The following is a 22,374-nucleotide window of genomic DNA, read 5'->3' as shown; positions in this document are numbered from 1 at the left end:
GAAGATGAGACTATGCGTGACACCGTAAAAATACGAAGCCGCTCCTCTGCTGAGAAACGGCGCCCCAGCATGTTCTGGGTGCTGGCTTCGCTCATTCTGCCGGCCTGGTCGTGCATGGTGCGGTATCGTTTTACCCCCGATTCACAATTACCCAACACCGGGCCGTTCATCCTGTCGCCGAATCACTACAGCGAAATCGACCCCATCGCGGTCGGTGCGGGCGTGTGGCATCTCGGTCGACTCCCGAGGTTCATGGCCAAGGCGAGCCTCTTTCGAAATCCGCTCATTGGGTGGGTGTTCCGTTCCACCGGACAGGTGCCGGTAGAGCGTGTGGGGCCTGCGGGTGCGAGCGCGTTGGGCGCGGCCGGGGAATTGATCCGCAATAACTCCGGGGTGATTGTGTATCCCGAGGGTTCCCTCACTCGCGATCCGGACCTGTGGCCGATGCGCGGAAAGACCGGGGCGATCCGCCTGGCGCTCGAATCTGGAATCCCAGTGATCCCGATGGCGCACTGGGGCACGCAAGAGCTGATGCCAAGGTACGCGAAGCGGATCCACCCCATCCCGCGGAAGACCATTCACGTCGCGGTGGGCAAGCCCCTCGACCTCTCTCGTTTTCAGGGTCGCGAGATCGATCAGAAGACGGTCACCGAGGCCACCGAGGTGTTGATGACCGAGATCACCAGGCTTCTCGCGGGACTGCGCGGGGAAGAACCGCCCACAGAGCGCTGGAATCCGGGCAAGCACCAGCAGAGCGAAACGGGGCGCTTTTGACGACCCGTCCCATCGATATCGTCACCGCGAACCTGCGGCGCAATCGCGGGCGCAAGGTTGCCGTGATCGGGGCGGGCAGCTGGGGTACCACCTTCGCGAAGGTGCTCGCCGATGCGGGTTGTGACGTGACCGTGTGGGCGCGCAGGCCCGAGCAGGCGCAGGAGATTCAGGTTGCCAAGCGCAACTCGCAGTACCTGCCCGGCATCAACCTGCCGAAGTCGCTGAAGGCGACCAGCGAGGTGGATCAGGCGCTGCGCGGCGCGAAGCTCGTATTCTTGGCTGTGCCGAGCCAGACGCTACGCGAAAATCTCCGTGACATTGAGCCGCATCTCGAACGCGGCAGCGTGCTCGTCAGCCTCGTGAAGGGGGTGGAACGATCCACCACCATGCGCATGTCGGAGGTGATTGCCGACACCCTCGATATCGGTCCTGAGCGAATCGGGGTGCTCTCGGGCCCGAACATTGCGCTCGAGATCGCGAAGGAGCAGCCCACTGGCGCGGTGGCCTCGAGCGGATCGATCGAAGTGGCGCTCGAGATCGCGACCGCATGCTCAGCCAAATACTTTCGCACGTATGTGAATACCGACGTGGTGGGTACCGAGCTCGGCGGCGTGCTCAAGAACCTCATCGCGCTGGCCATCGGCATCGTCGATGGGGTGGGCTACGGCGAGAACACAAAAGCCGCGATTATCACCCGCGGTCTCGCCGAGATGACGGAATTTGCGGTGGCATCGGGGGCGGATCCGAGCACGCTGGCCGGGCTCGCCGGCCTGGGCGACCTGATCGCGACCTGCCAGTCGCCGCTCTCGCGCAACAACACCGCGGGGCGATTAATCGGGCAGGGCTTTTCGCTCGAAGAAACGAAGCAGCAGATGCAGCAGACCGCCGAGGGCATCACGTCGGTGGCCTCGGTGCTCGAGCTCGCGCATGAGCGCGGGGTGCCGATGCCGATCGTCGAGCAGGTGCAGATGGTGCTCAGCGGCACCATGGCACCGAAAGACCTGGGGCCTCACCTTGCCACCGAAGACGACGTGCCCAAGCCCGAGCTGAGCCTCGGCGGCGAGAAGCCGGGCGCCTGGCGCCGATTTGTTGACCGATTGAAGGGAACCCCCGCGTGAGCGCAGAAGACCTGTGGCCCAAGAAGCGCACCGTCGTGTTGCTGTTCGGCGGCCGCTCCAGCGAACACGAGATCAGCTGTGTTACCGCTGCCGGGGTGCTGCGATCCATCGATCGTTCGCGGTTTGACGTGATCCCGGTCGGTATCTCCAAGCGCGGGGCGACGGTGCTGCTCGGCGAGGAAGAGCTGTCGAGCTACCGGCTGGAGGCGGGCGCGTTGCCCGAGGTTCCCGAAAATGGCACCCGGGTGCTCTGGCCTGCGTCGACCGAGACGAGCACCCTCACCGTCATCGAGCAAGACGGGCACCTGCGTTCGCTCGGTCACGTCGACGTCGTGCTGCCCATGCTGCACGGCACATTTGGCGAGGATGGCACCGTGCAGGGCATGCTCGAGCTGGTCGACCTTCCCTACGTCGGAAGCGGTGTGCTCGGCTCTGCGCTGTGCATGGACAAGCACGCGGTGAAGACCGTGCTCGCCGACGCAGGCATCGCCGTGGCGCCGTGGCGGATGGTAACGCGCGAGCAGTTGGAGCGTGATCCCTATCTCGCAGACAGTCTCGCCGATGGCCTCACCTACCCGCTCTTTGTGAAGCCGAACCGAGCGGGGTCGAGCGTCGGTGTGAGCCGCGTCACCGAGCCGAGCGGCCTGGGCCCGGCCCTCGAGCTCGCCTTCGCGGAGGACCGCGTGGTGCTCGTGGAGTCGGGGGTTGCCGGGCGTGAGGTCGAGATCGGGGTGTTGCAGGGCCGAGACGGCGCGCTGCCGCGCACGAGCGCGGTCATCGGCGAGATCGTGTTCACCGGCCGTGACTTCTACGACTACGAGGCGAAGTACCTGGGGGCAGCGGGAATCGAACTCGCACTGCCCGCGAAGGTGACCGACGGGGAGTTTCACGCGATCCGCGATGCCGCCGTGCGCGCCTTCGAGGTGACCCAGTGTGCGGGGCTTGCCCGCATCGACTTCTTCCTCACCGAAGCAGGCCCGGTCTTGAACGAGATCAACACGCTGCCCGGTTTCACTCCCATCTCGATGTACCCGCGGCTGTGGGAGGAATCGGGAATGGGTTACACGGCGCTCATCACCGAACTCATCGAGCTCGCACTCGAACGGCGCACGCGATGAGTGGCGAAAAGCCCGGCACCGAGGTACTCGTCTCCTACGTGCACGGTGGAGCGGGTATGCCCGAGGGGTTTCGACAGGGGCTCACCGACTCTGCCGAGCGCGTCAGTGGGCTGCTGCGCGAGCGCGGCCTGTCGGTGCGCATCATCGACGCGGCAGAGCCGGGTGTCGCGCCCGCTGAGGCGCTCGCGGGAGTCTCGGGACTGATCGTGTTGGGCGGCGGTGATGTCGCACCCGAGGTGTACGGTCAGGCTGCCCTGGTCGACAACCTCTACTACGTCGATGCCGCCGCGGATCGTTTCGAGATCGAACTCGTGCGCCGTGCCTCGGAAGCGGGCACCCCGGTGCTCGGGATTTGCAGAGGGTCTCAGGTCATCAACGTCGCCTTCGGCGGCTCACTCGTGCAAGATCTCGGCCCGGGCCTGCATAATCGCGAGGTCGTCGGCGACCCGTGGACCGATCACGATGTCGCGCTCGAAGCCGAGACGCGGGTGGCTGAGCTGTTCGGTGAGGAGCGGGTCACGGTGCGTACGGGGCACCATCAAGCAGTGGATCGCCTCGGCGAGGGTCTCCGCGTCGCCGCCCGAGCCGACGACGGGGTGGTCGAAGCGACGGAAGGAATCGATCGCTGGATCGTCGGGCTGCAGTGGCATCCCGAGGAGGCGCAGGGCGATCCGATAGCACTCGAACGGTTCTTTGACGGATTCTCTGCCGCGGTGCGCGAGGACTCGCTCGAAGGCTAGTCGAAGTCGAGCGTATCGGTGAGGCTCGTGCACTGCCTGGTCTGCGGAAGCAGCTTCGCGACCGCGCCGAGATCCACTACCGTCTCGGTGCCACTGGCCTTCTCGGAGTCAACGATCACGGCGAGACCCGGGCTGCGACCGTAGGCCTCGAACTTGTAGAGCGGCGCGTTGTCTCGGTTGATGACCCAGTCGACCCCGCTGACGTTGACGCAGTCGTCGGTGGTGGGGCCCGTCGGCTCGATGCCGCAATACAGCAGCACGCCAGCGGGATCGCCCCACGCCCCGGTGGACTGGGCGTTCGTGGTGCGCCGCTCGAGATCGGCGACCGTATCGGGAAGGCGCACGATGACATCGGCACACGCGGGGTCGTTCGCGTCGGGCGCCGGGTCCATGGGCACGATGCCCGAGCATCCGGTGAGTGTGCCCGCGAGGATCAGCGTGGCAGCTCCGACGGCGAGGGCACGTAGACGAATCGACACGGCTCTAGCTTATCGCCGGGTGCCTGGGGGCTGGCCTCGCCTCTGCGACGGTAGGTTGGTGGGCATGGGTGAGCGGCAGACAGTGGATCACGGCCAGACCGTTGGCGAGATCGGCGAATCGGGGGCGCTGGCGGCGATCCTCGCGCGGCTGCGACCGGCTCGCTCGGCGACCGTCGGCCCGGGCGACGATGCCGCGGTGCTCTCGAGTCGCGGGGACACGGTGGTCACCACCGACACCATGATCGAGGGGCCCGACTTCCGGCTCGCCTGGCACTCCGGCTATGAGCTCGGGTGGAAGCTCGCCGCGACGAACCTGTCTGATGTCGCCGCAATGGGCGCACGCCCGACCGCGCTGACCGTTGCGCTGGCGTGCCCGCGAGAGACTCCGGTTGACCTACTGTCTGAGATCTCACGGGGCCTCGATGCCGCGTGCGAGAATCTCGCCCCCGGGTGTGGTGTGGTCGGCGGCGATCTGGGCCGCGCGCCGGTAGTGACCGTGGCGATTACCGCCCTCGGCGACCTCGAGGGCCGCAGCCCGGTGCTGCGATCCGGCGCGCGACCCGGCGACGTTGTGGCGTACGCGGGGGATCTGGGTCTCTCGGGAATCGGCCTCTCTGCCCTGTTTGGGCTTGCCGAGGCATCGGAGTCGAGTGAAGCAGTGCGCCTCGCGGAGCGCCCCCCGACTGATCCTGTTCGAAATCAGACGAGTGACGCAGTGCCCGATGTGAGCTCGGAGCTTGCCCTGCTGCGCGAGCGACACCCAGCTGCCCTCTCGGCGCACCTGGCACCGATTCCGCCGATCCACCTGGGAATCGTTGCCGCCAACGCGGGTGCGACCGCGATGCTCGACGTGTCAGACGGGCTGTCGCTCGATGCGGCCAGGCTCGCGCGCGCGAGTGGGGTCACCCTGGCACTCGACGCGAACCTGCTCGCGACGCACTTCGGCCTGCAGCGCGGTGAGATCGTGTCGCTTGAGGCGATGCTCACGGGTGGCGAGGATCACGGGCTGCTCGCCACGTTCCCGACCGTGGCGACCGCGGAAATTCCTGAGGGGTTTCGCGTGATCGGCGAGGTGGTTGCGACGTGTAGTGAGGGCCCGCTACTGGTCGGTGGATCACCGTATGAGCCGCGCGGATGGGACCCCTACGTCATCGGGGCCTCGCCCTCGAGGGGCTGGGACCCCAGTGTCGAGGCCCCGCCCCTCGGGGGTGGGCGCTAGTGGCTCCTTCGTCCCGTGGGAAGGGGCCACAGTCGCCCACCCGGGGTCTTGATGCTGCGTCTTGACGCCGCGACGGGGCTGCCAGCATGCGGTGTCGATGTCTCTGTGTGCGGTGCCGGCTCAGGAACCCGCGGCGAGCCGCAGCGCGGCCCACAGCTCCGCACGAGTGCCCGGGTCATCCAGATCGCGCTCCACCAAACTCGCGGCGGTCTGCATGCGCGCGCGCAGCGTGTGCCGGTGCACCCCCAACGCGGCGGCGGCGGGGCTGGTCTGACCGTGGTGAGCGAGCCACACCTCGAGGCTGTGCGCGATCGCGTCACCGTGCCGCTGATCGTGCTGGCGGAGCGGGGCGAGTAGCCCGAGTGCACGTCGTCGCGCCTCCGGCTCGGCCGCGAGCAGGTCGAACAACCCCGCGTGCATGCTCGGTTGATAGTCGACTGGGCCCGGGGTGGTCTCGCCCGCCTTGCCTGGCGCCTTCGCGCGTTCAAGTGCGAGTTCGGCCTGTTCGATGAGTTCGGCCAGGTCGTCGAGTGACCCGCGGGTGCTTACCCCTGCGGGCACATGGTGATCCACCAGCACGCGACGCACGGACGCGACGAGCGTCGCGTCGCAGATCAGCACCGCTCCCACGCCGAAGGGTGCCGTGAGGAGCCCCGCGCTGCTGCCGGCGAGCGAGCGCAGGTCTTCGGTGAGTTTCGCTCCGAAGTCGGCAACGCGGTCGATACGCACCGCCGCCACCCGGCCCCGGGGGAGGCGCGAGAGCACCCCGCGTGCGACCCGTTCGGCGAGCTCGGTCTCGCCCGCGAGCAGCAGCTGCACGACGGCTGACCGCAGCGCCACCTCGGCCTCACCGAGCCCCGTGCGGTGCTCCAGTTGCACCGTCGCGAGCGATGCCACGAGCCCAATCAGGGTGCGCTCGGCGTGGTCGGGGGTCGTGCTCGCCGGGGTCACGAGCACTCCCAGCAGGTGCCCGCTGCGACCGAGGGTTTGTAAGTGGATCGGCACGTCGCCTAGGCTCCTCACTCGACTGGCGCGAGTGCCGCGTTCGATCAGGTCGCGCGACTCTCGGCGGATCCACTCGGCCTGTGCCGAATTTCGCTCAGTGCGCGGCGCGAAGTCGATCAGCCTGCCGGTGCGGTCGGCGATGGCGACCCACCTGCCGAGGCGGGCTGCGGCTTCGCGCACCGCCGCGGCGATGCCGTCGCGCTGCAGTGCCGCGCTTGCCACGGCGCGTTGCGATTCGAGTGCCCAGGCATCGCGTGCGTGAGACTGCGCGTCGAGGAGCCTGGCCGCGGTCTGCACGATGGCGATGAACGGGGTCTCGTAGGGCACGCGAAACAGCGGGAGACGGAGCTTCTCGCAGGCCTCGATCAGCAGAGGTGGGGTGCGCTCCCACACGATGCCCACACCAAAACCGAGCGCGGCGACACCCGCCGACTGCAGACGCTCGACGTAGGCATCTGCCTGTTCGGTGGTGAGGCTCGCGGAAAACTGGTTGCCGGTCGTGAGGAGAACCGTGCGCGGAGTCAGGAAGGGGGTGGGATCGTGCATGTCGCTGCCATGCACCCACTGCACGGGGAGCTCGGCAGTTGCCTCTGATGCCTGCTCAGAACTGCCCGCGATGAGCACTAGCCCAAGCGGGTATTGGCGGATGAGCGTGCCCAGCTCGATCGTGGGGTGCAGTGGGAGTGAGGGGGTGTTCACCGATACCTCCATTGGGTTGGGTCTGCCCGAGAGTCATGCTTGCCAGAGTGGCGAAACTTACCTCTGGAAATCACCATAGTGGCAAATTGTTGGCGGTGGCTGCGAGCCTATGCTGGGTGCAGGATCCACCGGCGTTGGTGCTAGGGATCGAACCATCGCGACTGCTCCGGCAGCGCACACCAGAAGGAGAAGTTTCGATGTCAGATGTCACTCTTCAGGGCGGCCCCTCGCTGCCACAGGAGCGCAAGCTTGTCACTGCTATCCCCGGCCCCAAGTCACAGGAGCTCACGGCACGCAAGAACGCGGCCGTTGCCTCAGGCGTGGGCGTGGCGCTGCCCGTCTCTATCGTGGCTGCCGGCGGTGGCGTCATGGTCGATGCCGACGGCAACTCGCTCATCGATCTGGGCTCGGGCATTGCGGTCACGGGCGTCGGCAACTCGGCTCCCGCGGTGGTCGAAGCAGTGGTGAATCAGGTGCAGCAGTTCACCCACACGTGCTTCACCGTCACCCCGTACGAGGGATACGTCGCGGTCGCCGAGAAGCTCAACGAATTGATCCCCGGCGATCACGAGAAGCGTTCCGCGCTGTTCAACTCGGGTGCCGAGGCCGTCGAGAACGCGATCAAGATCGCACGCCACTACACCAAGCGCAACGCAGTGGTCGTCTTCGACCACGCGTACCACGGTCGCACCAACCTCACCATGGGCATGACCGCCAAGAACATTCCCTACAAGGATGGCTTTGGCCCGTTTGCTCCCGAGGTGTACCGGGTTCCGACCTCGTACCCGTACCGTGACGGGCTCACGGGTGCTGAGGCCGCCGCGATCGCACTGACACAGATCGAAAAGCAGGTCGGAGCATCGAACCTTGCCGCGATCATCATTGAGCCCATCCAGGGCGAGGGCGGCTTCATCGCTCCCGCCGAGGGCTTCCTTCCCGCGTTGAGCGAGTGGGCAACCAAGAACAACGTCGTCTTCATCCTCGATGAGGTGCAGACCGGCTTCGCCCGCACCGGCGATCTCTTCGCCGCGAACCACGAGGGTGTCGTCGCAGACCTCGTGACCACGGCGAAGGGCATTGCGGGCGGACTCCCGTTGTCGGCAGTTACCGGTCGGGCCGAGATCATGGATTCCGCTCACGCCGGTGGCCTGGGTGGAACCTATGCGGGCAGCCCCATCGCCTGCGCGGCTGCGCTCGCCACGATCGAGACCTACCAGGCCGAGAACCTTGCGGAGCGTGCGCGCGAGATCGGCGCGATCATTGACGAGTTCTTCACCGAGCTGCAGAAGAGCGACGATCGTATCGGAGACATCCGTGGGCGCGGCGCGATGAAGGCGGTCGAGCTCGTTGAGTCCGGCAGCACCAATCCGAACGCCGCGCTGACCAGCGCGATCGCCAAGTTTGCCGGCGAGCAGGGTGTCATCCTCCTCACCTGCGGCACCTACGGCAACGTGATCCGCTTCCTGCCCCCGTTGTCGATCGGCGACGAACTGCTGCGCGAAGGCCTGCAGGTCGTGGCAGATGCGCTCAAGGCCTCGGCCTGATCCACCTCTGATCAACTGAATTGCGGGGCTCGAACGGCGCACGTTCGAGCCCCGCTCACGAAAGGAAACGACTCATGGCACTGAAGCCCAACGAGCAAGAGCTGCTCGATAGCGTCCAGTCCGGCCTCGGTATCGGCGGCACCTGGCAGCCCTCCGCAACCGGCGCGACCTTCGGCGTGCAGGATCCGGCAACCGGCGAGACCATCAAGGAGATCGCTGACGCGACGGTCGAGGACGCCGTGCGTGCCCTCGACGCAGCCGTCGCCGCTCAGGATGCCTGGGCCGCAACCCCGTCGCGCGTGCGCTCGAACATCTTGCGTCGCGCCTTCGACCTGCTCATGGAGCGCAAGGAAGACTTCGCGCTGCTCATGAGCATGGAGATGGGCAAGCCCATCGCCGAGGCTCGCGGCGAGGTCAACTACGGCGGCGAGTTCCTCCGCTGGTTCTCCGAGGAAGCCGTCCGCGTGCGCGGCGACTACCGCGAGAACCCCGAGGGCACCGGCCACATGGTCGTCTCGCACATTCCGGTGGGGCCGACCTACTTCATCACCCCGTGGAACTTCCCGCTCGCGATGGCCACGCGCAAGATCGCTCCGGCGCTCGCCGCCGGCTGCACCGTGGTCATCAAGCCCGCGGCACTCACCCCACTCACCACGATCTTCTTCGTGCAGTTGCTCGAAGAGGCGGGCCTGCCCGCTGGCGTCGTGAACGTGGTGCCGACCTCGAAGTCGAGCGCACAGTCGAGCGCGCTGCTGAGCGACACCCGTCTGCGCAAGCTCTCGTTCACCGGTTCCACTCCTGTCGGCGTGAAGCTGCTCGAGGCCGCCGCGCAGAACGTGCTGCGCACCTCGATGGAGCTCGGCGGCAACGCCCCGTTCGTGGTCTTCGAAGACGCCGATCTCGACCGTGCGGTCGAGGGTGCGCTGCTCGCGAAGTTCCGCAACATCGGTCAGGCATGCACCGCGGCGAACCGCATCATCGTGCACGAGTCGGTCGCCGACGAGTTCGCTCGTCGCGTGGGCGAGCGCGTCGCGCAGATGACCATCGGTCGTGGCGCGGAAGAGGGCAACGACATCGGAGCGCTCGTCGACGACAAGGCCGTGGCTAACACCGCGCGCCTCGTTGCTGACGCGGTCGAGACCGGCGCCACCATCGTTACCGGTGGCGAGTCCATCGACGGCCCGGGCCACTTCTTCCAGCCCACCGTGATCGACAACCTCAGCCCGCAGTCGGCGATCATGCGCGAAGAGATCTTCGGGCCGGTGCTCGGCATCATCCGCTTCTCGACCGAAGAAGAAGCTGTCGAGATTGCAAACAGCACCGAGTACGGTCTGGTCAGCTACGTGTTCACCGAGAACATCCACCGTGGCCACCGCATGATTGAGAAGCTCGAGACCGGCATGATGGGCCTGAACACCGGCCTGGTCTCGAACGCTGCGGCCCCCTTCGGTGGCATCAAGCAGTCGGGTCTCGGCCGCGAGGGCGGCTTCGAGGGGATCCACGAGTTCCTCTCGACGAAGTACACCCTGCTGCCGCGATAGGTATTGTCGCGTCGCACGATCCGCACGATCCGCACGATCGGTGCGCCCCGTGCGTCCCGTGCGCGAACCGGCCCCGTCAGCTTCGGCTGGCGCGGGCCGGTTTTGCGTTTCCGGGGTCGAGTGTGGTCGCCGAGTGGACGCTCGCGCAGGGTTCAGAGGCTCGAAAGCGTGCGCGGAGGTCCACCCGAGGGTGACCGGTGAGGTCGGTGGTTGTGCGGCTGACGCTCGCGCAGGGTTCGGACGGCGGGAACCCTGCGCGGGTGTCCACGCGAGCGTGAACGATGTGGACGGTGGCTGAGTCAGAGCGGCAGAACTCGCAAAACGCGGTGCGTTTTTCCTGAGCGAGCCGCCTGTCGGCGACAGAATCTGCGCAACGCTGTGCGTTGCAATCAAGCAGATTCTGCCCACCACAGCGCGGTCTCGCCGTAACGCTTCTCCTTGATGCGTGCGAGACCCGCCGGCCACGTCGGCTCGGGCGAGCGCGTACTTCGCTCCACCAGCACGACCGCATCCTCTGCGAGAAGGGGCACCACCGCAGTGAGATTCGAGGTGAGTTCCTCCTCACCCAACTCATACGGCGGATCCAGCATCACGACATCCCATTTCACCAGTGGATCCAGGCCCTCCAGGAACGCCTGCACCGATTGGCGCGCAACCGTAACTCGGGGGGCCTGACTCTTGGTGAATGCCGCAGTTACGGTCTTCGCGTTCCGCGCCGCAACCTGGGCGGACTGCGGATGCTTCTCGACGAGCGCGACCTCGCTGGCACCGCGGCTCGCAGCCTCGAGACCGAGGGCCCCCGAGCCGGCATACAGGTCGAGGACTCGGGATCCACTGTCGAGACCCCACGACCTAAGGGTGGAGAAGATCGCCTCGCGTACGCGGTCGGTGGTCGGGCGCGTGCCAGATTTTGGTACCTCGAGCCGGAGAGACCCGGCCACGCCCGCGATGATTCTGGTCACCCACCCAGGATATCGGGCCTTGGCGCATGGCAGACGGGCTGTAGCTGTAGCTGTAGCTGTAGCCGTGGCTAGGGGATGGGTGAGCGTGTCGGCACCGGGCGCTAGCCTGGGTGCATGAGCACGATCACCCTCGACACGCGCCTCGATGGCGTCGTCGGTGGGCGCACCGCGAAGGCCCTGGAGAAGGCCTTCGACATGCACACGGTGCGCGATTTGCTCTGGCATTTTCCGCGCCGCTACTCCAACCGCGGCGAGCTGACCCCGCTTGTGGGCCTCCCCATCGGCGAGCACATCACGGTGTTGGCCCAGGTGCTCGATGTGCGTCAGCGCACGATGCAGCGCCGGGGTGGCAGCTTACTCGAGGTGCGTATCACTGATGGTGTGGGCACGCTGCAGCTCACCTTTTTCAATCAGCCGTGGCGGGCAGGCGATTTGCACGCTGGGGTGCGTGGCATTTTCGCGGGCAAGGTGAGCGAGTACAAGGGTCAGCTGCAGTTGCAGAACCCCGATTATCAACTCTTTGCCGATCGTGAGGAGGCTGCGGCAAACGGCTTTCCCGGCGGATCACAGGGTGAACTCGATGGCCCCAGCACCCCTCGTGCCATCGGTGCCCCCGGGCCCCTTGATGACCCCGGCGAGCAACCGGGTGAACGGCCGGGGCAGCTCGAAGTTGCGACCGACAAGTTCGACGAGGCCGCAGCCCTTGCCTTCGCCGAGCGCCCGGTGCCGATCTACCCGGCAACATCGAAGCTCGCGAGCTGGGTGATCCAGAAGGCGGTCGAGATGGCGCTCGATGCGCTCGACCCACAGCTCACGGTGGCGGATCCGCTCCCGCCCGAGGTGCGCGAAGCAGGCGCAGCGATCAAGTTGGGCGTGGCGCTTGAGCTGATCCACCGCCCGGAGCGCCCCGCTGACTGGAAACTGGCGCGAGACAGCATGCGCTTTCGCGAGGCGTTCGACCTGCAGCTCGGGCTGCTCGACCGCAGGCGAAGGCTCGGCGAGGCCCCGAGCACGCGGCGTCCCAAGATTTCCGGCGGGCTGCTCGACATGTTCGACGCCGGGCTGCCGTTCGAGTTGACCGCCGGGCAGATCGAGGCGGGCGACGTGATCTCACGCGAACTCGCGCGCCCGCACCCGATGCACCGATTGCTACAGGGCGAGGTCGGGTCGGGAAAGACAATCGTGGCGCTCCGGGCGATGCTCCAGGTCGCCGAGGGCGACGGCCAGAGCGCCATGCTCGCCCCCACCGAGGTGCTCGCCGGGCAGCACTTCCGGAGTGTTATCGAGTCGCTCGGACCTGCGCTCACCGAAAAGCTCCACCCCGTGCTCCTCACGAGCAAGATGCCCGTCGCGCAACGGCGGAAGGCGCTCCTCGCGATCGCAAGCGGGTCGGCGCGCATCGTCGTCGGCACCCACGCGCTCATCAGCGAGCACGTCGCCTTCTACGACCTCGGGCTCGCGGTGATCGACGAGCAGCACCGATTCGGGGTGGAGCAGCGAGAGGCCCTGCGCCAGAAGGGCAACGAGCCGCACGTGCTCGCAATGACCGCCACGCCGATCCCGCGCACGGTCGCGCTCACCGCCTTTGGTGACCTCGAGACCTCCACCATGCGCGACCTGCCTCCGGGCCGGCAACCGATCGAGACGTTCGCGGTGCCGGTGCACGAGAAGCCCGGGTGGGCCGAGCGAGCCTGGGTGCGCGCCACTGAGGAGGTAGCCAAGGGGCGTCAGGTGTACGTCGTGTGTCCGGCGATCGCCGCGGGCAAGCGGGAAGAGGGCGATGACGAGCCTGCGCCAGAGCCAGATTCGGGGGGCGGATCGCGATCCACCCCCGATCCAAAGACCCTCGCAAGCGTCGAGCAGACCCTCGAAGAGCTCGCCGGGCGCCCCGATTTTGCTGGGCTGCGGCTCGCCGCGTTGACTGGTGCGATGAAGCCCGACGAAAAGGATCGGGTGATGCGGGCGTTCGCGGCCGGCGAGATCGACGTGCTCGTGGCCACCACCGTGATCGAGGTGGGGGTGAACGTGCCCAACGCCTCGATGATGATCGTGCGCGATGCCGACCGGTTTGGGGTGTCACAACTGCATCAGCTGCGCGGGCGAGTGGGCCGTGGGGAGCACCCGGGGCTGTGCCTCTTGCTGTCGGGGGCTGAGGAGGGGAGTCACGCGCGCGAGCGGATCGCCGCGGTCGCCGCGACCACCGACGGGTTCGCCCTCGCCGAGATCGACCTCGAGCTGCGGCGCGAGGGTGACATTCTGGGCACGGCGCAGTCGGGTGGGCGATCCACGCTGAAGCTGCTGCGGGTGGCCGAGCACGGCGAGCTCATCGTGCACGCGCGGGAAGTGGCGGCGGAGCTGCTGCGACGCGATCCACACTTAGAAACCGCGCCGCTGCTGCGGGAGGCGCTTGAGCGAGAGGCCGAGTTGCGGTCGCTCGACAACCTCGCGAAATCGTAGGGTCGACTTCTGAGGTGTTTTTCGGGCTTCGCCGGGGCGCACCCCATAGGCTTAGGGCATGAGCAGTATCGCCGTTGTGCCCGGTTCGTTTGACCCCGTGACTCTCGGGCATCTTGACGTGATTCGTCGGGCCGCCGCAATCTTCGACCAGGTGCACGTGCTGGTGGTGCACAATCCCGGCAAGAACGCGATGCTGCCGATCTCGGAGCGTATGAACCTCATTCAGAAGGCGATTGACGACGATCTCGAGATGCCGAAGGGCAAGATCATCGTCGCGTCGTGGTCGGTGGGTCTGCTCGTCGATTACTGCACCGAGGTGGGCGCGACGGTGCTCGTGAAGGGCATCCGCTCGCAGATCGACGTGGCATACGAGACGCCGATGGTGCTGATGAACCGCAGCCTGGCCGGTGTCGAGACGATCTTCCTCCTGCCCGATCCCGGGCATGCGCACGTGTCGAGCTCGCTCGTGCGGCAGGTGGCCGCGCTGGGCGGCGACGTGTCACCCTATGTCCCGCACGCGGTCGCCAACTATCTCGATACGACGCGTCCCGCCTAGCATGCGCGGCAGCTACGGCGCGTCCATGTCGCGCGAACCGCGGGTCGCGGTGTACTTTGATTTCGACAACATCGTGATCTCTCGGTACGACCAGATCAACGGGCGGCAGGCGTTTCGGCGCGACTTTCCGGGGGCCGCAGGCCGCGAGGCGATGACGCCAGAGGTGCGGGATCGCCTGCGTGCCGCGAACGTGAGCATCGACGCGGTGCTCGACTATGCGGCGACCTTTGGGGCGCTCGCCGTGTGCCGCGCCTACGCAGACTGGTCGCACCCGGTGAACGCCTCGTACCGAGGTGATCTGACGGCCAGAGCGGCCGATCTCGTGCAAATGTTTCCGCTGAGCGTGCGGCGCAAGAACGGGGCCGACATCCGCCTCGCGGTCGACGCGATGGAAGACCTGTTTGTGCTCGACGATGTGACGCACGTCGTGATCGTTGCCGGCGATTCGGATTTCGTGCCGCTCGTGCAGAAGACGCGCCGCATGGGTCGCTACGTCGTGGGCATCGGGGTGGCCGGGGGCACGAGCCGCATCCTTGCGGGTGCGTGCGATGAGTACGCCGACTATGACGCGCTGCTCACCGACGAAGATACTGAGCTCGACGAATCTGAGATCGAGGAAGATCCACTCGATGTGCCAGCGATCGTCAACACCGACATCACCGAGCAGCCGGTGGTGGATCGCCCAGCGCCAGAGGCCGCAAAGTCCGACGCAGCGCATCGGCGTCGTCCGGGGCCGCTGCTGCGCAAGGCGCTGCTGCTGCTCGAGACGAAGACCGACGAGGAATGGCAGCGCGCCTCGGACGTGAAGAACCAGATGCTGCGCATGGATCCCTCGTTCCAAGAGCGGGAGCTGGGCTTCTCCTCGTTCACCGAGTTCGTGAAGGCCTACCTGGGCATCGTCGAACTCGACCTGAGCAGCAGCCCGCACCTCATCCGCCGCAGGCCCGGCGCGCACTGACCGCAGCCCCACACACAGGCTGCATCGAGGAGGCAGCGGTTAGGCTGAAGCGGTGAGTAGCATGCGCCAGTACCAAGAGAACGTTCGCGACATCATGAACCGCCCGGGCGAGATGCGCGAGCGCGAGCGCACGTTCGCCGTACCAGAGGGGTTTGGAGAGGCGCTCGCGACGATTCCCGCGGGCGAGTCGCTCGACCTCGAGGTGCGCCTCGAATCCGTGCACGAGGGCATTTTGGCCTCCGCCCACGTCGCCACCACGATGCACGCGGAGTGCGGCCGGTGCCTCGAGAAGTTCACCGCTCCGTTCGAAGTCGAATTCCAAGAACTTTTCGCGTATACTCCTACGGAGGCCGACGAGTATGGGGTTCACGGTGATCACGTGGATCTTGAACCCCCGCTCCGAGACGCGGTAGTGCTTGCACTTCCGTTCCAGCCTGTGTGTCGCCCGGACTGCGCGGGGCTCGACCCCGAGTCCGGTGAGGTGCGTGATGCCAAGGTTGCAGCCGAGCCCAGTGCGCCGTTAGACCCCCGTTGGGCGGCGCTGGCCGGTTTGCTGGCCGAAAATAATGACGTGGATCGGCACACCGATCCTGGAAGCAAGTAGGAAAGAGAGCATCATGGCTGTTCCCAAGCGTAAGATGTCGCGCTCGAACACCCGCCACCGCCGTTCGGCGTGGAAGGCCGAAGCGCCAAAGCTGGTCAAGACCGTTGAGAACGGTCGCACCGTCTACAGCCTGGCGCACCGCGCCCGCGTAGTCGAGGATTCAAACGGCACCCCGTTGTTCCTCGAGTACAAGGGCCGCAAGGTCGCTGACGTTTAAGCAGTCTCGCGTGCACGCAGATCACACTCTGCACGGCACCGAGCAGCTGCAAGCTGAGCCGTCGGGATCGCCTGAGGGCGGCCCCGGCGGCTTTCTTGCGCGGTTCGACGTGGCCGTGACCCCCGAATTGCTCGAGTTGGCGCTCACGCACCGCTCGTGGGCCTACGAGCACGGCGGCGCGCCGCATAACGAGCGACTCGAGTTCCTGGGTGATGCGATCCTGGGCCAGGCGGTCACGGTGAAGCTCTACACCGACTATCCCGAACTCAGCGAGGGCGAGCTCGCCAAGCGTCGTGCGGCCCTGGTGTCGAGCGTCGCACTCGCGGAGGTCGCGCGCAGCATCGGGCTCGGCTCCGAGGTGAAACTCGGTGTCGGAGAAGAGCGCACCGGCGGCAGGCAGAAGGACTCGATCCTCGCCGATACCGTTGAGGCGGTCATTGGTGCGGTCTATCTGTCGACGAACACGGAGGTCGCTTCGGCGTTCGTGCTCGACCTCATCGAGCCGCTGCTTGCCGACCCCGAGCGCTTCACTGTCGCGCTTGATCCGAAGACTTCTCTGCAGGAAGAGGCGGCCGCACGCGGTCTGCCCCACCCGCCCTACGAGACGACTGGAGAAGGCCCGGATCACGACCGTCGGTACACCGCGCGTGTCGAACTCGCTGGTGTGACCGGTCAGGGCAACGGCACAAGCAAGAAGGTCGCCGAGCTGGCGGCCGCTCGTCACGCGGTTGAGCAGCTGCGCGCCGGCAGTGGTGCCCCGGCTTCTTCGGGTTCTCAGAAGAAACGCAAGCAGCCGGGCACATAACCCGTGCCAGAACTTCCCGAGGTCGAGGTGGTTCGTGCGGGCCTCGCGCCGGCGATCACCGGTGCGCGGGTCGTCGCGGTCGAGGTGGTGGATCCGCGCGCCCTGAAGCGGCACTTGCCCCTCGGCGGCGCCGAAGCCGCGGGGGTCGGGCGTCACGGGGTCAGCCTCGATGCCAAATCGGGTGCCCTGCGCGCCGCCGACTTCGAGCGACGCCTCACCGGGATGGTGCTCGGCGCTCCCGCGCGGCGAGGCAAGTTCCTGTGGGTGCCGTTCGCAGGCACCGGCGAGGCCCTGCTCGCGCACCTCGGCATGAGCGGCCAGCTGCTGCTGCGCGCGCACGAGGCACCCGACGATCGGTTTGTGCGGATCCACCTGTGGATCTCGCACCCCACGCACGGTGAGCTGCGGCTCGACTTCGCCGACCAGCGTCTCTTCGGGTCGCTTGCGATCGACGCGCTGGTGCCGACGCCAGACGGAAAGCCCGGCGGAATTGGCACGGATCTCGCCGCGATCCCGGGGCAGGCGCTGCACATTGCGCGCGATCCACTTGACCCGGCGTTTGACGACGCGGCGTTCGTGCAGGGCCTGCGAGCGCGCCGCAGCGCGGTGAAGGTCGCGCTGCTCGACCAGACCCTGGTGAGTGGCATCGGCAACATTTACGCCGACGAGGCACTGTGGCGGGCGCGAGTGCACCCCGAAACCCCGGCGTCGCTGCTCAGCGTGCGGAAGGCGCGCGAGTTGCTCGGGCGGACGCGCGAGGTGTTCGCGCAGGCCCTCGCCGAGGGTGGCACAAGCTTCGACGCGCAGTACGTGAACGTGAACGGGCAGGCGGGGTACTTCGCGCACTCACTGAATGCGTACGGGCGTACTGGGGCGCCGTGCCCGCGCTGCGGCACGCCGATCCGCAAGATCACCCTCGCGGGGCGTTCGTCGCACTTTTGCCCGAGGTGTCAGCGGAAGCGTGCGCAGCAGGGAACATGAAGTCGTTCACGGCTTCGTGCTCCTGTCAGACGGATACACCGCGGTGCTGGTCTCAATACCGGCGTCCGACGACCTTCGCTGAGACGAGCATCCATAGGGTGATCAGCAGTGCGATCGAGAATAGTCCCGTGAGCGAATACAGCAACACGGGTGAGTTTACTGCCGCGTCACCCTCCGACGGCTCTGGCGGTTCGCCTGAATCGATGAGGATTTCTCCCTCTGGCACACTTTCGCTGGTCGAGAGGTTCTGTGCGTCAATGAGCACTTCAACGCTCGTCGTGAGGCCAGCAGCAGTGAATTCAACCTGCACGTGATGCACCCCAAGCCCTAGCGCTGGCAATGCCACATGCGCGTGTCCATCTTGAACCTCAAGTTCCGTGTCCAGAATTGTGCCGTTCAGTGCTACCAAGCCGTCCCCATCAACCAGCTCTCCAGGGCTGGCTGCAGTTAACAACGAAGCGGTGGAAATGTTGGCCTCGCCTGCATTCGCGGGCTCGTCACAGGCATCGGCTGATCCACTGACTTCCGCCGGATGTGTCAACACACACAGATGAATGAGTACTGGAAAATCGGATGGCACGGGAACGACGTACCGCGGAATAGATCGAGATGGATCCAGTGTGCTGCCTTCGATAGCGTCCTCCGGGCAGTATTGCATGGTCACGGCTTCGCGGCCTTCTGGGTCGAGGCCGAGCGTGGCAAAACACTCTGTTGCAATATCGAAAGCATGCACGACTTGCTCTGGGAGATCCTCTGGGGAAGCCTGCTCGGAAAATTCCTCTAACTCGTCCTCTTCCCACAAAGGGACCGAGCCGGGGCGGTCGGGCGAACCGATGACCTTGCAGGCTCCCGTGAGCGGGATGCCGAAGCTTGATACACGATATTGGTAGGCCTCAACGAACACGGTGCCCGGAGGGCAGGTGGGTACGAGCGACGACTTCTGGAGCTCGTCGTCGGTCTCGTCCTCGAATGCGTGGTTCTGGAAGAGTGCAAGCAAATCGTCGTGACGGTCTTGGTCCCACAGTGTTGAGCGAGGCTTCGCCGCCAAGTACGTGCGAATGTCAGAGCAAGCGTCGACTTCCTGGGTAATGCACCAGTCAAGTGGATCAGCAGAGTCGGGCAGCAACGGATCCGAAGGCGACGTGTCAGCGGGATAACCCGAGGTCACCGTGAGTATCGCGGCCTCCAGATCACCGTGACTATGCGACTCGGTCACTGCTACTGCCGACTGCAGGGGCGATGCCATGGCGGGATCTGCCACACCGGTGGGAGCCACACCGACTGCGCCGGCAAGTGCGAGGGCCCCGAACAGTCGAAACATGCCGATGTGAATGGTATTCATACTTGCACGCTATCTCGCAAGAGCTGAGATGTCACCCTGGGTCATCTGACTCGCCACGCCGGAATGCCGTCAGCTCTTCAAGCTCGAGTGCCAACCGCTCCACCCGTTGCGTCGCCTCGTTGCCAGGGTGTTAGCACCGGCGGTGAGTGGCAACGCATGTGGCTTGCTTGCAATGAACCAGTTGTACAGTTGCGGAGTTCAAATGTACAATTTAAGGATGATTACTCTCGCTTCGTCAGACGCTCGAAAGAATTTTGCTGACGCTGTGCGCCAAGCCCAATCTGACCCGGTAATCATCGAAAAGCGTGGCCAACGGGAAGCGGTGATCATTGCGCCGGAACTGTTCGATCGTTTCGTGGAAGCTGCCGAGGAACTTGAAGATATCACTGCGTTTGATGCAGCGATGGAAGAAGAGGGGGACAACATTCCCTGGGATGAAGTGAAAGCAGAGTTGGGCTGGGTGTGAGCTATCGCATCGAAGTTCGCCCTGCCGCGCTGCGAGCACTTCGTAAGATTCACCCTGATGATCGCAAACGAATTCAAGGCGCGATCGCACTGTTGGCTCAGGAACCGAGACCGCCCGGCGCGACAAGTCTGCGCGGCCGCGATGGCATCAGAGTTCGCGTGGGTGACTATCGGATTATCTACACCGTTCAAGACGAAGTGCTGCTTGTCGTCGTCGTAGGCCTTGGGCACCGAAAAGAGATCTATCGTTAAGGTTGGGACATGGCTCTCCACTTCATTACCGGTGCCGGCTCAGGGATCGGCGAGGCGCTCGCCTCGCGACTTGTGGATCGCGGCGACGACCTCGTGCTGCTTGCTCGAAGCGAGGACCGCGCTCGCGAACTGCGCGAGCGGTTCCCAGGCACCACGACGGTCGTCGCGGACCTGGCGGAGCCCGAGCGGATCGCCGAGACGCTCAGCGGGCAGGAGCTCCCGGAGCGGCTGGACTCCCTGATCCACGTCGCGGGTGTCGTCGAACTCGGCCGGGTCGATGAGCTCTCGGTGGCGTCCTGGGCTTGGCAGCTCGGGGTCAACCTCATCGGGCCCGCGGAACTCACACGCATCTTGCTGCCCGCACTCCGAAGCGCGAGCGGACAGGTGGTCTTCGTGAACTCGGGGGCAGGGCTGCGCACTTCTCCCGAGTGGTCGGCGTACGCGGCATCGAAGCACGGCTTGAAGGCGCTCGCCGACGGGCTGCGCGCCGAGGAGGCCGCGCACGGCGTTCGGGTTTCGTCAATCTTTCCGGGGCGCACGGCGACGCCGATGCAGGCGCAGGTGCACGAACAAGAGGGGCGACCCTACGACCCCTCGGCGTTCATTGACCCCGAATCGGTAGTGACGGGAATCCTCACGATGCTCGATCTGCCGCGCGACGCGCAGGTCACCGAGCTGATGATGCGGCCGGGTATCTGATCCACAAGAGTCCGGAGGTCGCAACCGCGGCCTTGGCACAAGACTCTCGGGCAGATTGCGTCATCTCCTACCTGTGCAGCAGGCCGTTGTTACCAGTATTTGGTGCATGGGTACGAACACCTCGATCAGTCTGGACGAGCACTTTTCCGCGTTTCTCTCCCGCGAGGTGGCAACGGGGCGCTACCGATCGGCGAGCGAGGTCGTTCGCGCGGGATTGCGGCTGCTCGAAGATCAGGAGACTCAGATGTCAGCTCTGCGCGCCGCGCTGCTCGCGGGCGAAGCGAGCGGAAAGCCTGAAGCCTTCGACTTCGATGCGTTCATCACTGCGAAAAAACAGTGAGCGGTTACCGGCTCACTCCGGCCGCGCAACGTGACCTCTCCTCGATCTGGGATTTCACTCAGAAGCAGTGGGACATCCGTCAAACTGGGTCAAGTCCCGTGGAGTGGTGTAACGGTGTCGCTTCAAGAAGTGATCGAGTTACGCGCTTAACGCGAGTGGTAGCCCCGTCATCACCTCCTCGGAAATCTCTGGCACCAGGGTGAGCCGGCAACGGGCGAGAACTTCGAGACCGAGATATCGTCGCCCCTCAGCCCACTCGTCAGACTGCTCTGCAAGCACCGCCCCGACAAGCCGGGTGATCGCGGCCCGGTTCGGGAAGATCCCGACCACGTCAGTACGGCGGCGGATCTCACGGTTCAACCGTTCGTTCGGGTTGTTCGACCAGATCTGCTGCCACACGTCCTTCGGGTACTCAGCGAACGCGAGAATGTCAGCCCGGGCAGCATCGAGGTGTGCGTGCACATCGGGAAGTTTCTCGGCCACGTAATCCAGGAGCCTGTCGAACTGAGCCTCGACGCTCGGGGCATCGGGCTGATCGTAGACGGAATGCAGCATCGCTTTCACTGCCGGCCACATCGATTTCGGGCACACCGTCATCAGGTTCGCCGCGTAATGGGTGCGGCAACGCTGCCATGACGTCCCGGGGAAGTTCGCGCGCATGGCTTCCACGAGGCCCGCGTGCGCGTCAGAGGTGATGAGCTTGACCCCGGTGAGGCCGCGCGCGACGAGGTCCGCGAAGAACATGTTCCATGCCATCGCGGTCTCGCTGGTCGATACCTGCACACCGAGTACCTCGCGATGCCCGTCATGGTTGACGCCGGTCGCGACGAGCACGACGGTACTCACGACGCGACCGCCTTCGCGGACCTTCATGGTGAGAGCGTCACACGCGACGAATGTGAACGGTCCTGCCTCGCCCAACGGGCGGGTGCGGAACTCGTGTACATGCTCGTCCAGCTCGCCCGCCATGCGGGAAACCTGTGATTTCGAGAGTGAGTGAATGCCGAGGGTCTTGACGAGTTTGTCCATGCGGCGTGTAGAGACGCCGGCGAGGTAGGCATCAGCGACGACGGTGATCATCGCTGACTCTGAACGCTTGCGGCGTTCCAGGAGCCACTCGGGGAAATAGGTGCCCTGCCGCAGTTTCGGGACTCGCACATCGATCGTTCCCACTCGGGTATCGAGGTCACGGGCCCGGTAACCGTTGCGAGAGTTGGTGCGCTCGGGTGAGGGCTTGCCGTATTCGGCGCCGCAGATAGCGTCTGCTTCGGCTGAGAGGAGGGTGTTGATCATGGTTTGCAGCAGGGTGCGCATCAGATCGGGCGACGCGTCGCTCAGGGCTTGGGTGAGGACGCTGGCAGGGTCGACAATAGAGGCAGTGGTCATCGGTGCGATGCCCTTTCGAGTGAGAGTTAGAAGGCTTCTCGAAGGTGTCCCCGGTGGCCACGCTGGTCTTTCAGCGGGCCGGGGCGCGTTACACCACTCTACGGGGCACTACT

The 22,374-nt window shown here is 65.7% G+C and carries 23 protein-coding genes; 18 read left to right on the top strand and 5 right to left on the bottom strand.

What is annotated here, in order from left to right; translation table 11 throughout:
• The first annotated feature begins 69 nt into the window (after window positions 1-69).
• From ACR0R4_RS03030 to ACR0R4_RS03015, 4 genes are read left to right on the top strand one after another with little or no spacing between them, the layout of a single operon-like run.
• Complete coding sequence (locus tag ACR0R4_RS03030; RefSeq protein WP_433645864.1) at window positions 70-774, top strand: lysophospholipid acyltransferase family protein; 705 nt, start codon at window positions 70-72, stop codon at window positions 772-774.
• Window positions 771-1,892 carry an NAD(P)H-dependent glycerol-3-phosphate dehydrogenase gene (locus ACR0R4_RS03025; protein ID WP_433645863.1) on the top strand — a complete coding sequence of 374 codons (1,122 nt, stop codon included), beginning with the start codon at window positions 771-773 and terminating at the stop codon, window positions 1,890-1,892. The genes ACR0R4_RS03030 and ACR0R4_RS03025 overlap by 4 nt, the downstream gene beginning before the upstream one ends.
• The gene (locus ACR0R4_RS03020) at window positions 1,889-3,010 is read left to right on the top strand and encodes a D-alanine--D-alanine ligase family protein (protein WP_433645862.1); all 1,122 of its coding nucleotides are present in this window, start codon (window positions 1,889-1,891) and stop codon (window positions 3,008-3,010) included. The genes ACR0R4_RS03025 and ACR0R4_RS03020 overlap by 4 nt, the downstream gene beginning before the upstream one ends.
• Entirely contained in the window at window positions 3,007-3,750 is a 744-nt protein-coding gene (locus ACR0R4_RS03015; protein ID WP_433645861.1) for a gamma-glutamyl-gamma-aminobutyrate hydrolase family protein, read from the top strand. Before ACR0R4_RS03020 ends, ACR0R4_RS03015 begins: the two co-directional genes overlap by 4 nt.
• Here ACR0R4_RS03015 and ACR0R4_RS03010 read toward each other — a convergent pair.
• Window positions 3,747-4,229 (bottom strand): DUF3515 family protein, encoded by a 483-nt coding sequence (locus tag ACR0R4_RS03010; RefSeq protein ID WP_433645860.1) that lies wholly within the window; start codon window positions 4,227-4,229, stop codon window positions 3,747-3,749. The genes ACR0R4_RS03015 and ACR0R4_RS03010 overlap by 4 nt on opposite strands.
• A gap of 64 nt (window positions 4,230-4,293) precedes the next feature.
• Here ACR0R4_RS03010 and thiL point away from each other — a divergent pair, with 64 nt between their 5' ends.
• Window positions 4,294-5,448, top strand: coding sequence for a thiamine-phosphate kinase (gene thiL, locus ACR0R4_RS03005; protein ID WP_433645859.1), 1,155 nt, complete (start codon window positions 4,294-4,296; stop codon window positions 5,446-5,448).
• A gap of 120 nt (window positions 5,449-5,568) precedes the next feature.
• Here the strand turns inward: thiL and ACR0R4_RS03000 are convergent, their stop codons facing one another.
• Complete coding sequence (locus ACR0R4_RS03000) at window positions 5,569-7,152, bottom strand: PucR family transcriptional regulator (protein WP_433645858.1); 1,584 nt, start codon at window positions 7,150-7,152, stop codon at window positions 5,569-5,571.
• Between the two features lie 197 nt (window positions 7,153-7,349).
• On the opposite strand from ACR0R4_RS03000, the gene gabT reads away from it, so the two are divergent.
• Together gabT and ACR0R4_RS02990 are read left to right on the top strand one after the other, a co-directional pair.
• Window positions 7,350-8,696, top strand: coding sequence for a 4-aminobutyrate--2-oxoglutarate transaminase (gene gabT, locus ACR0R4_RS02995; protein ID WP_433645857.1), 1,347 nt, complete (start codon window positions 7,350-7,352; stop codon window positions 8,694-8,696).
• A gap of 74 nt (window positions 8,697-8,770) precedes the next feature.
• Window positions 8,771-10,237 (top strand): NAD-dependent succinate-semialdehyde dehydrogenase, encoded by a 1,467-nt coding sequence (locus ACR0R4_RS02990; protein ID WP_433645856.1) that lies wholly within the window; start codon window positions 8,771-8,773, stop codon window positions 10,235-10,237.
• 389 nt (window positions 10,238-10,626) lie between these two features.
• Here the strand turns inward: ACR0R4_RS02990 and rsmD are convergent, their stop codons facing one another.
• Window positions 10,627-11,199: a 16S rRNA (guanine(966)-N(2))-methyltransferase RsmD gene (gene rsmD / locus ACR0R4_RS02985; protein ID WP_433645855.1), complete on the bottom strand. Its 573-nt coding sequence runs from the start codon at window positions 11,197-11,199 to the stop codon at window positions 10,627-10,629.
• Between the two features lie 114 nt (window positions 11,200-11,313).
• On the opposite strand from rsmD, the gene ACR0R4_RS02980 reads away from it, so the two are divergent.
• From ACR0R4_RS02980 to mutM, 7 genes are all read left to right on the top strand, one after another.
• Window positions 11,314-13,656 carry an ATP-dependent DNA helicase RecG gene (locus ACR0R4_RS02980; RefSeq protein ID WP_433645854.1) on the top strand — a complete coding sequence of 781 codons (2,343 nt, stop codon included), beginning with the start codon at window positions 11,314-11,316 and terminating at the stop codon, window positions 13,654-13,656.
• A gap of 58 nt (window positions 13,657-13,714) precedes the next feature.
• Window positions 13,715-14,212 (top strand): pantetheine-phosphate adenylyltransferase, encoded by a 498-nt coding sequence (gene coaD, locus ACR0R4_RS02975; RefSeq protein WP_433645853.1) that lies wholly within the window; start codon window positions 13,715-13,717, stop codon window positions 14,210-14,212.
• A 25-nt stretch (window positions 14,213-14,237) separates the two neighbouring features.
• On the top strand, window positions 14,238-15,170 hold the full coding sequence (locus ACR0R4_RS02970; RefSeq protein ID WP_433645852.1) for an NYN domain-containing protein: 933 nt from the start codon (window positions 14,238-14,240) through the stop codon (window positions 15,168-15,170).
• Between the two features lie 61 nt (window positions 15,171-15,231).
• Window positions 15,232-15,774 (top strand): YceD family protein, encoded by a 543-nt coding sequence (locus ACR0R4_RS02965; RefSeq protein WP_433646039.1) that lies wholly within the window; start codon window positions 15,232-15,234, stop codon window positions 15,772-15,774.
• A gap of 13 nt (window positions 15,775-15,787) precedes the next feature.
• Window positions 15,788-15,991 carry a 50S ribosomal protein L32 gene (gene rpmF / locus ACR0R4_RS02960; RefSeq protein ID WP_433645851.1) on the top strand — a complete coding sequence of 68 codons (204 nt, stop codon included), beginning with the start codon at window positions 15,788-15,790 and terminating at the stop codon, window positions 15,989-15,991.
• A gap of 109 nt (window positions 15,992-16,100) precedes the next feature.
• The gene (rnc, locus tag ACR0R4_RS02955; RefSeq protein ID WP_433646038.1) at window positions 16,101-16,796 is read left to right on the top strand and encodes a ribonuclease III; all 696 of its coding nucleotides are present in this window, start codon (window positions 16,101-16,103) and stop codon (window positions 16,794-16,796) included.
• A gap of 3 nt (window positions 16,797-16,799) precedes the next feature.
• The gene (gene mutM, locus ACR0R4_RS02950; RefSeq protein ID WP_433645850.1) at window positions 16,800-17,777 is read left to right on the top strand and encodes a bifunctional DNA-formamidopyrimidine glycosylase/DNA-(apurinic or apyrimidinic site) lyase; all 978 of its coding nucleotides are present in this window, start codon (window positions 16,800-16,802) and stop codon (window positions 17,775-17,777) included.
• Between the two features lie 52 nt (window positions 17,778-17,829).
• On the opposite strand, the gene ACR0R4_RS02945 is transcribed toward mutM, so the two are convergent.
• Complete coding sequence (locus ACR0R4_RS02945) at window positions 17,830-19,119, bottom strand: hypothetical protein (RefSeq protein ID WP_433645849.1); 1,290 nt, start codon at window positions 19,117-19,119, stop codon at window positions 17,830-17,832.
• A 217-nt stretch (window positions 19,120-19,336) separates the two neighbouring features.
• Here ACR0R4_RS02945 and ACR0R4_RS02940 point away from each other — a divergent pair, with 217 nt between their 5' ends.
• The 4 genes from ACR0R4_RS02940 to ACR0R4_RS02925 all read left to right on the top strand — a co-directional run bounded on the left by ACR0R4_RS02940 (window position 19,337) and on the right by ACR0R4_RS02925 (window position 20,875).
• Complete coding sequence (locus tag ACR0R4_RS02940; protein ID WP_433645848.1) at window positions 19,337-19,585, top strand: type II toxin-antitoxin system Phd/YefM family antitoxin; 249 nt, start codon at window positions 19,337-19,339, stop codon at window positions 19,583-19,585.
• Window positions 19,582-19,836 (top strand): type II toxin-antitoxin system RelE family toxin, encoded by a 255-nt coding sequence (locus ACR0R4_RS02935; RefSeq protein WP_433645847.1) that lies wholly within the window; start codon window positions 19,582-19,584, stop codon window positions 19,834-19,836. Before ACR0R4_RS02940 ends, ACR0R4_RS02935 begins: the two co-directional genes overlap by 4 nt.
• Before the next feature lie 9 nt (window positions 19,837-19,845).
• Entirely contained in the window at window positions 19,846-20,535 is a 690-nt protein-coding gene (locus ACR0R4_RS02930) for an SDR family oxidoreductase (protein WP_433645846.1), read from the top strand.
• Window positions 20,536-20,641: 106 nt separating this feature from the next.
• The gene (locus ACR0R4_RS02925) at window positions 20,642-20,875 is read left to right on the top strand and encodes a type II toxin-antitoxin system ParD family antitoxin (protein ID WP_433645845.1); all 234 of its coding nucleotides are present in this window, start codon (window positions 20,642-20,644) and stop codon (window positions 20,873-20,875) included.
• A gap of 138 nt (window positions 20,876-21,013) precedes the next feature.
• On the opposite strand, the gene ACR0R4_RS02920 is transcribed toward ACR0R4_RS02925, so the two are convergent.
• A complete protein-coding gene (locus tag ACR0R4_RS02920) occupies window positions 21,014-22,261 on the bottom strand; it encodes an IS256 family transposase (RefSeq protein ID WP_433645844.1) in 1,248 nt (415 codons plus the stop codon).
• Between the last annotated feature and the right edge of the window lie 113 nt (window positions 22,262-22,374).

Origin of the sequence: Leucobacter fengyongliangi (assembly GCF_050971685.1) — a bacterium.
Lineage (GTDB): Bacteria > Actinomycetota > Actinomycetes > Actinomycetales > Microbacteriaceae > Leucobacter.
Note: the sequence above shows the minus strand (reverse complement) of the source record. Positions and strands in the feature narration are given on the sequence as shown.

Coding starts and splice junctions, on each gene's coding strand:
- ACR0R4_RS02970 (WP_433645852.1), top strand. CDS start 14,238: ATGTCGCGCGAACCGCGGGTCGCGGTGTACTTTGATTTCGACAACATC.
- ACR0R4_RS02990 (WP_433645856.1), top strand. CDS start 8,771: ATGGCACTGAAGCCCAACGAGCAAGAGCTGCTCGATAGCGTCCAGTCC.
- rpmF (WP_433645851.1), top strand. CDS start 15,788: ATGGCTGTTCCCAAGCGTAAGATGTCGCGCTCGAACACCCGCCACCGC.
- thiL (WP_433645859.1), top strand. CDS start 4,294: ATGGGTGAGCGGCAGACAGTGGATCACGGCCAGACCGTTGGCGAGATC.
- coaD (WP_433645853.1), top strand. CDS start 13,715: ATGAGCAGTATCGCCGTTGTGCCCGGTTCGTTTGACCCCGTGACTCTC.
- ACR0R4_RS02945 (WP_433645849.1), bottom strand. CDS start 19,119: ATGAATACCATTCACATCGGCATGTTTCGACTGTTCGGGGCCCTCGCA.
- ACR0R4_RS02930 (WP_433645846.1), top strand. CDS start 19,846: ATGGCTCTCCACTTCATTACCGGTGCCGGCTCAGGGATCGGCGAGGCG.
- ACR0R4_RS02940 (WP_433645848.1), top strand. CDS start 19,337: ATGATTACTCTCGCTTCGTCAGACGCTCGAAAGAATTTTGCTGACGCT.
- ACR0R4_RS03015 (WP_433645861.1), top strand. CDS start 3,007: ATGAGTGGCGAAAAGCCCGGCACCGAGGTACTCGTCTCCTACGTGCAC.
- ACR0R4_RS02965 (WP_433646039.1), top strand. CDS start 15,232: ATGCGCCAGTACCAAGAGAACGTTCGCGACATCATGAACCGCCCGGGC.
- ACR0R4_RS02920 (WP_433645844.1), bottom strand. CDS start 22,261: ATGACCACTGCCTCTATTGTCGACCCTGCCAGCGTCCTCACCCAAGCC.
- ACR0R4_RS03030 (WP_433645864.1), top strand. CDS start 70: ATGTTCTGGGTGCTGGCTTCGCTCATTCTGCCGGCCTGGTCGTGCATG.
- ACR0R4_RS02980 (WP_433645854.1), top strand. CDS start 11,314: ATGAGCACGATCACCCTCGACACGCGCCTCGATGGCGTCGTCGGTGGG.
- gabT (WP_433645857.1), top strand. CDS start 7,350: ATGTCAGATGTCACTCTTCAGGGCGGCCCCTCGCTGCCACAGGAGCGC.
- ACR0R4_RS02925 (WP_433645845.1), top strand. CDS start 20,642: ATGGGTACGAACACCTCGATCAGTCTGGACGAGCACTTTTCCGCGTTT.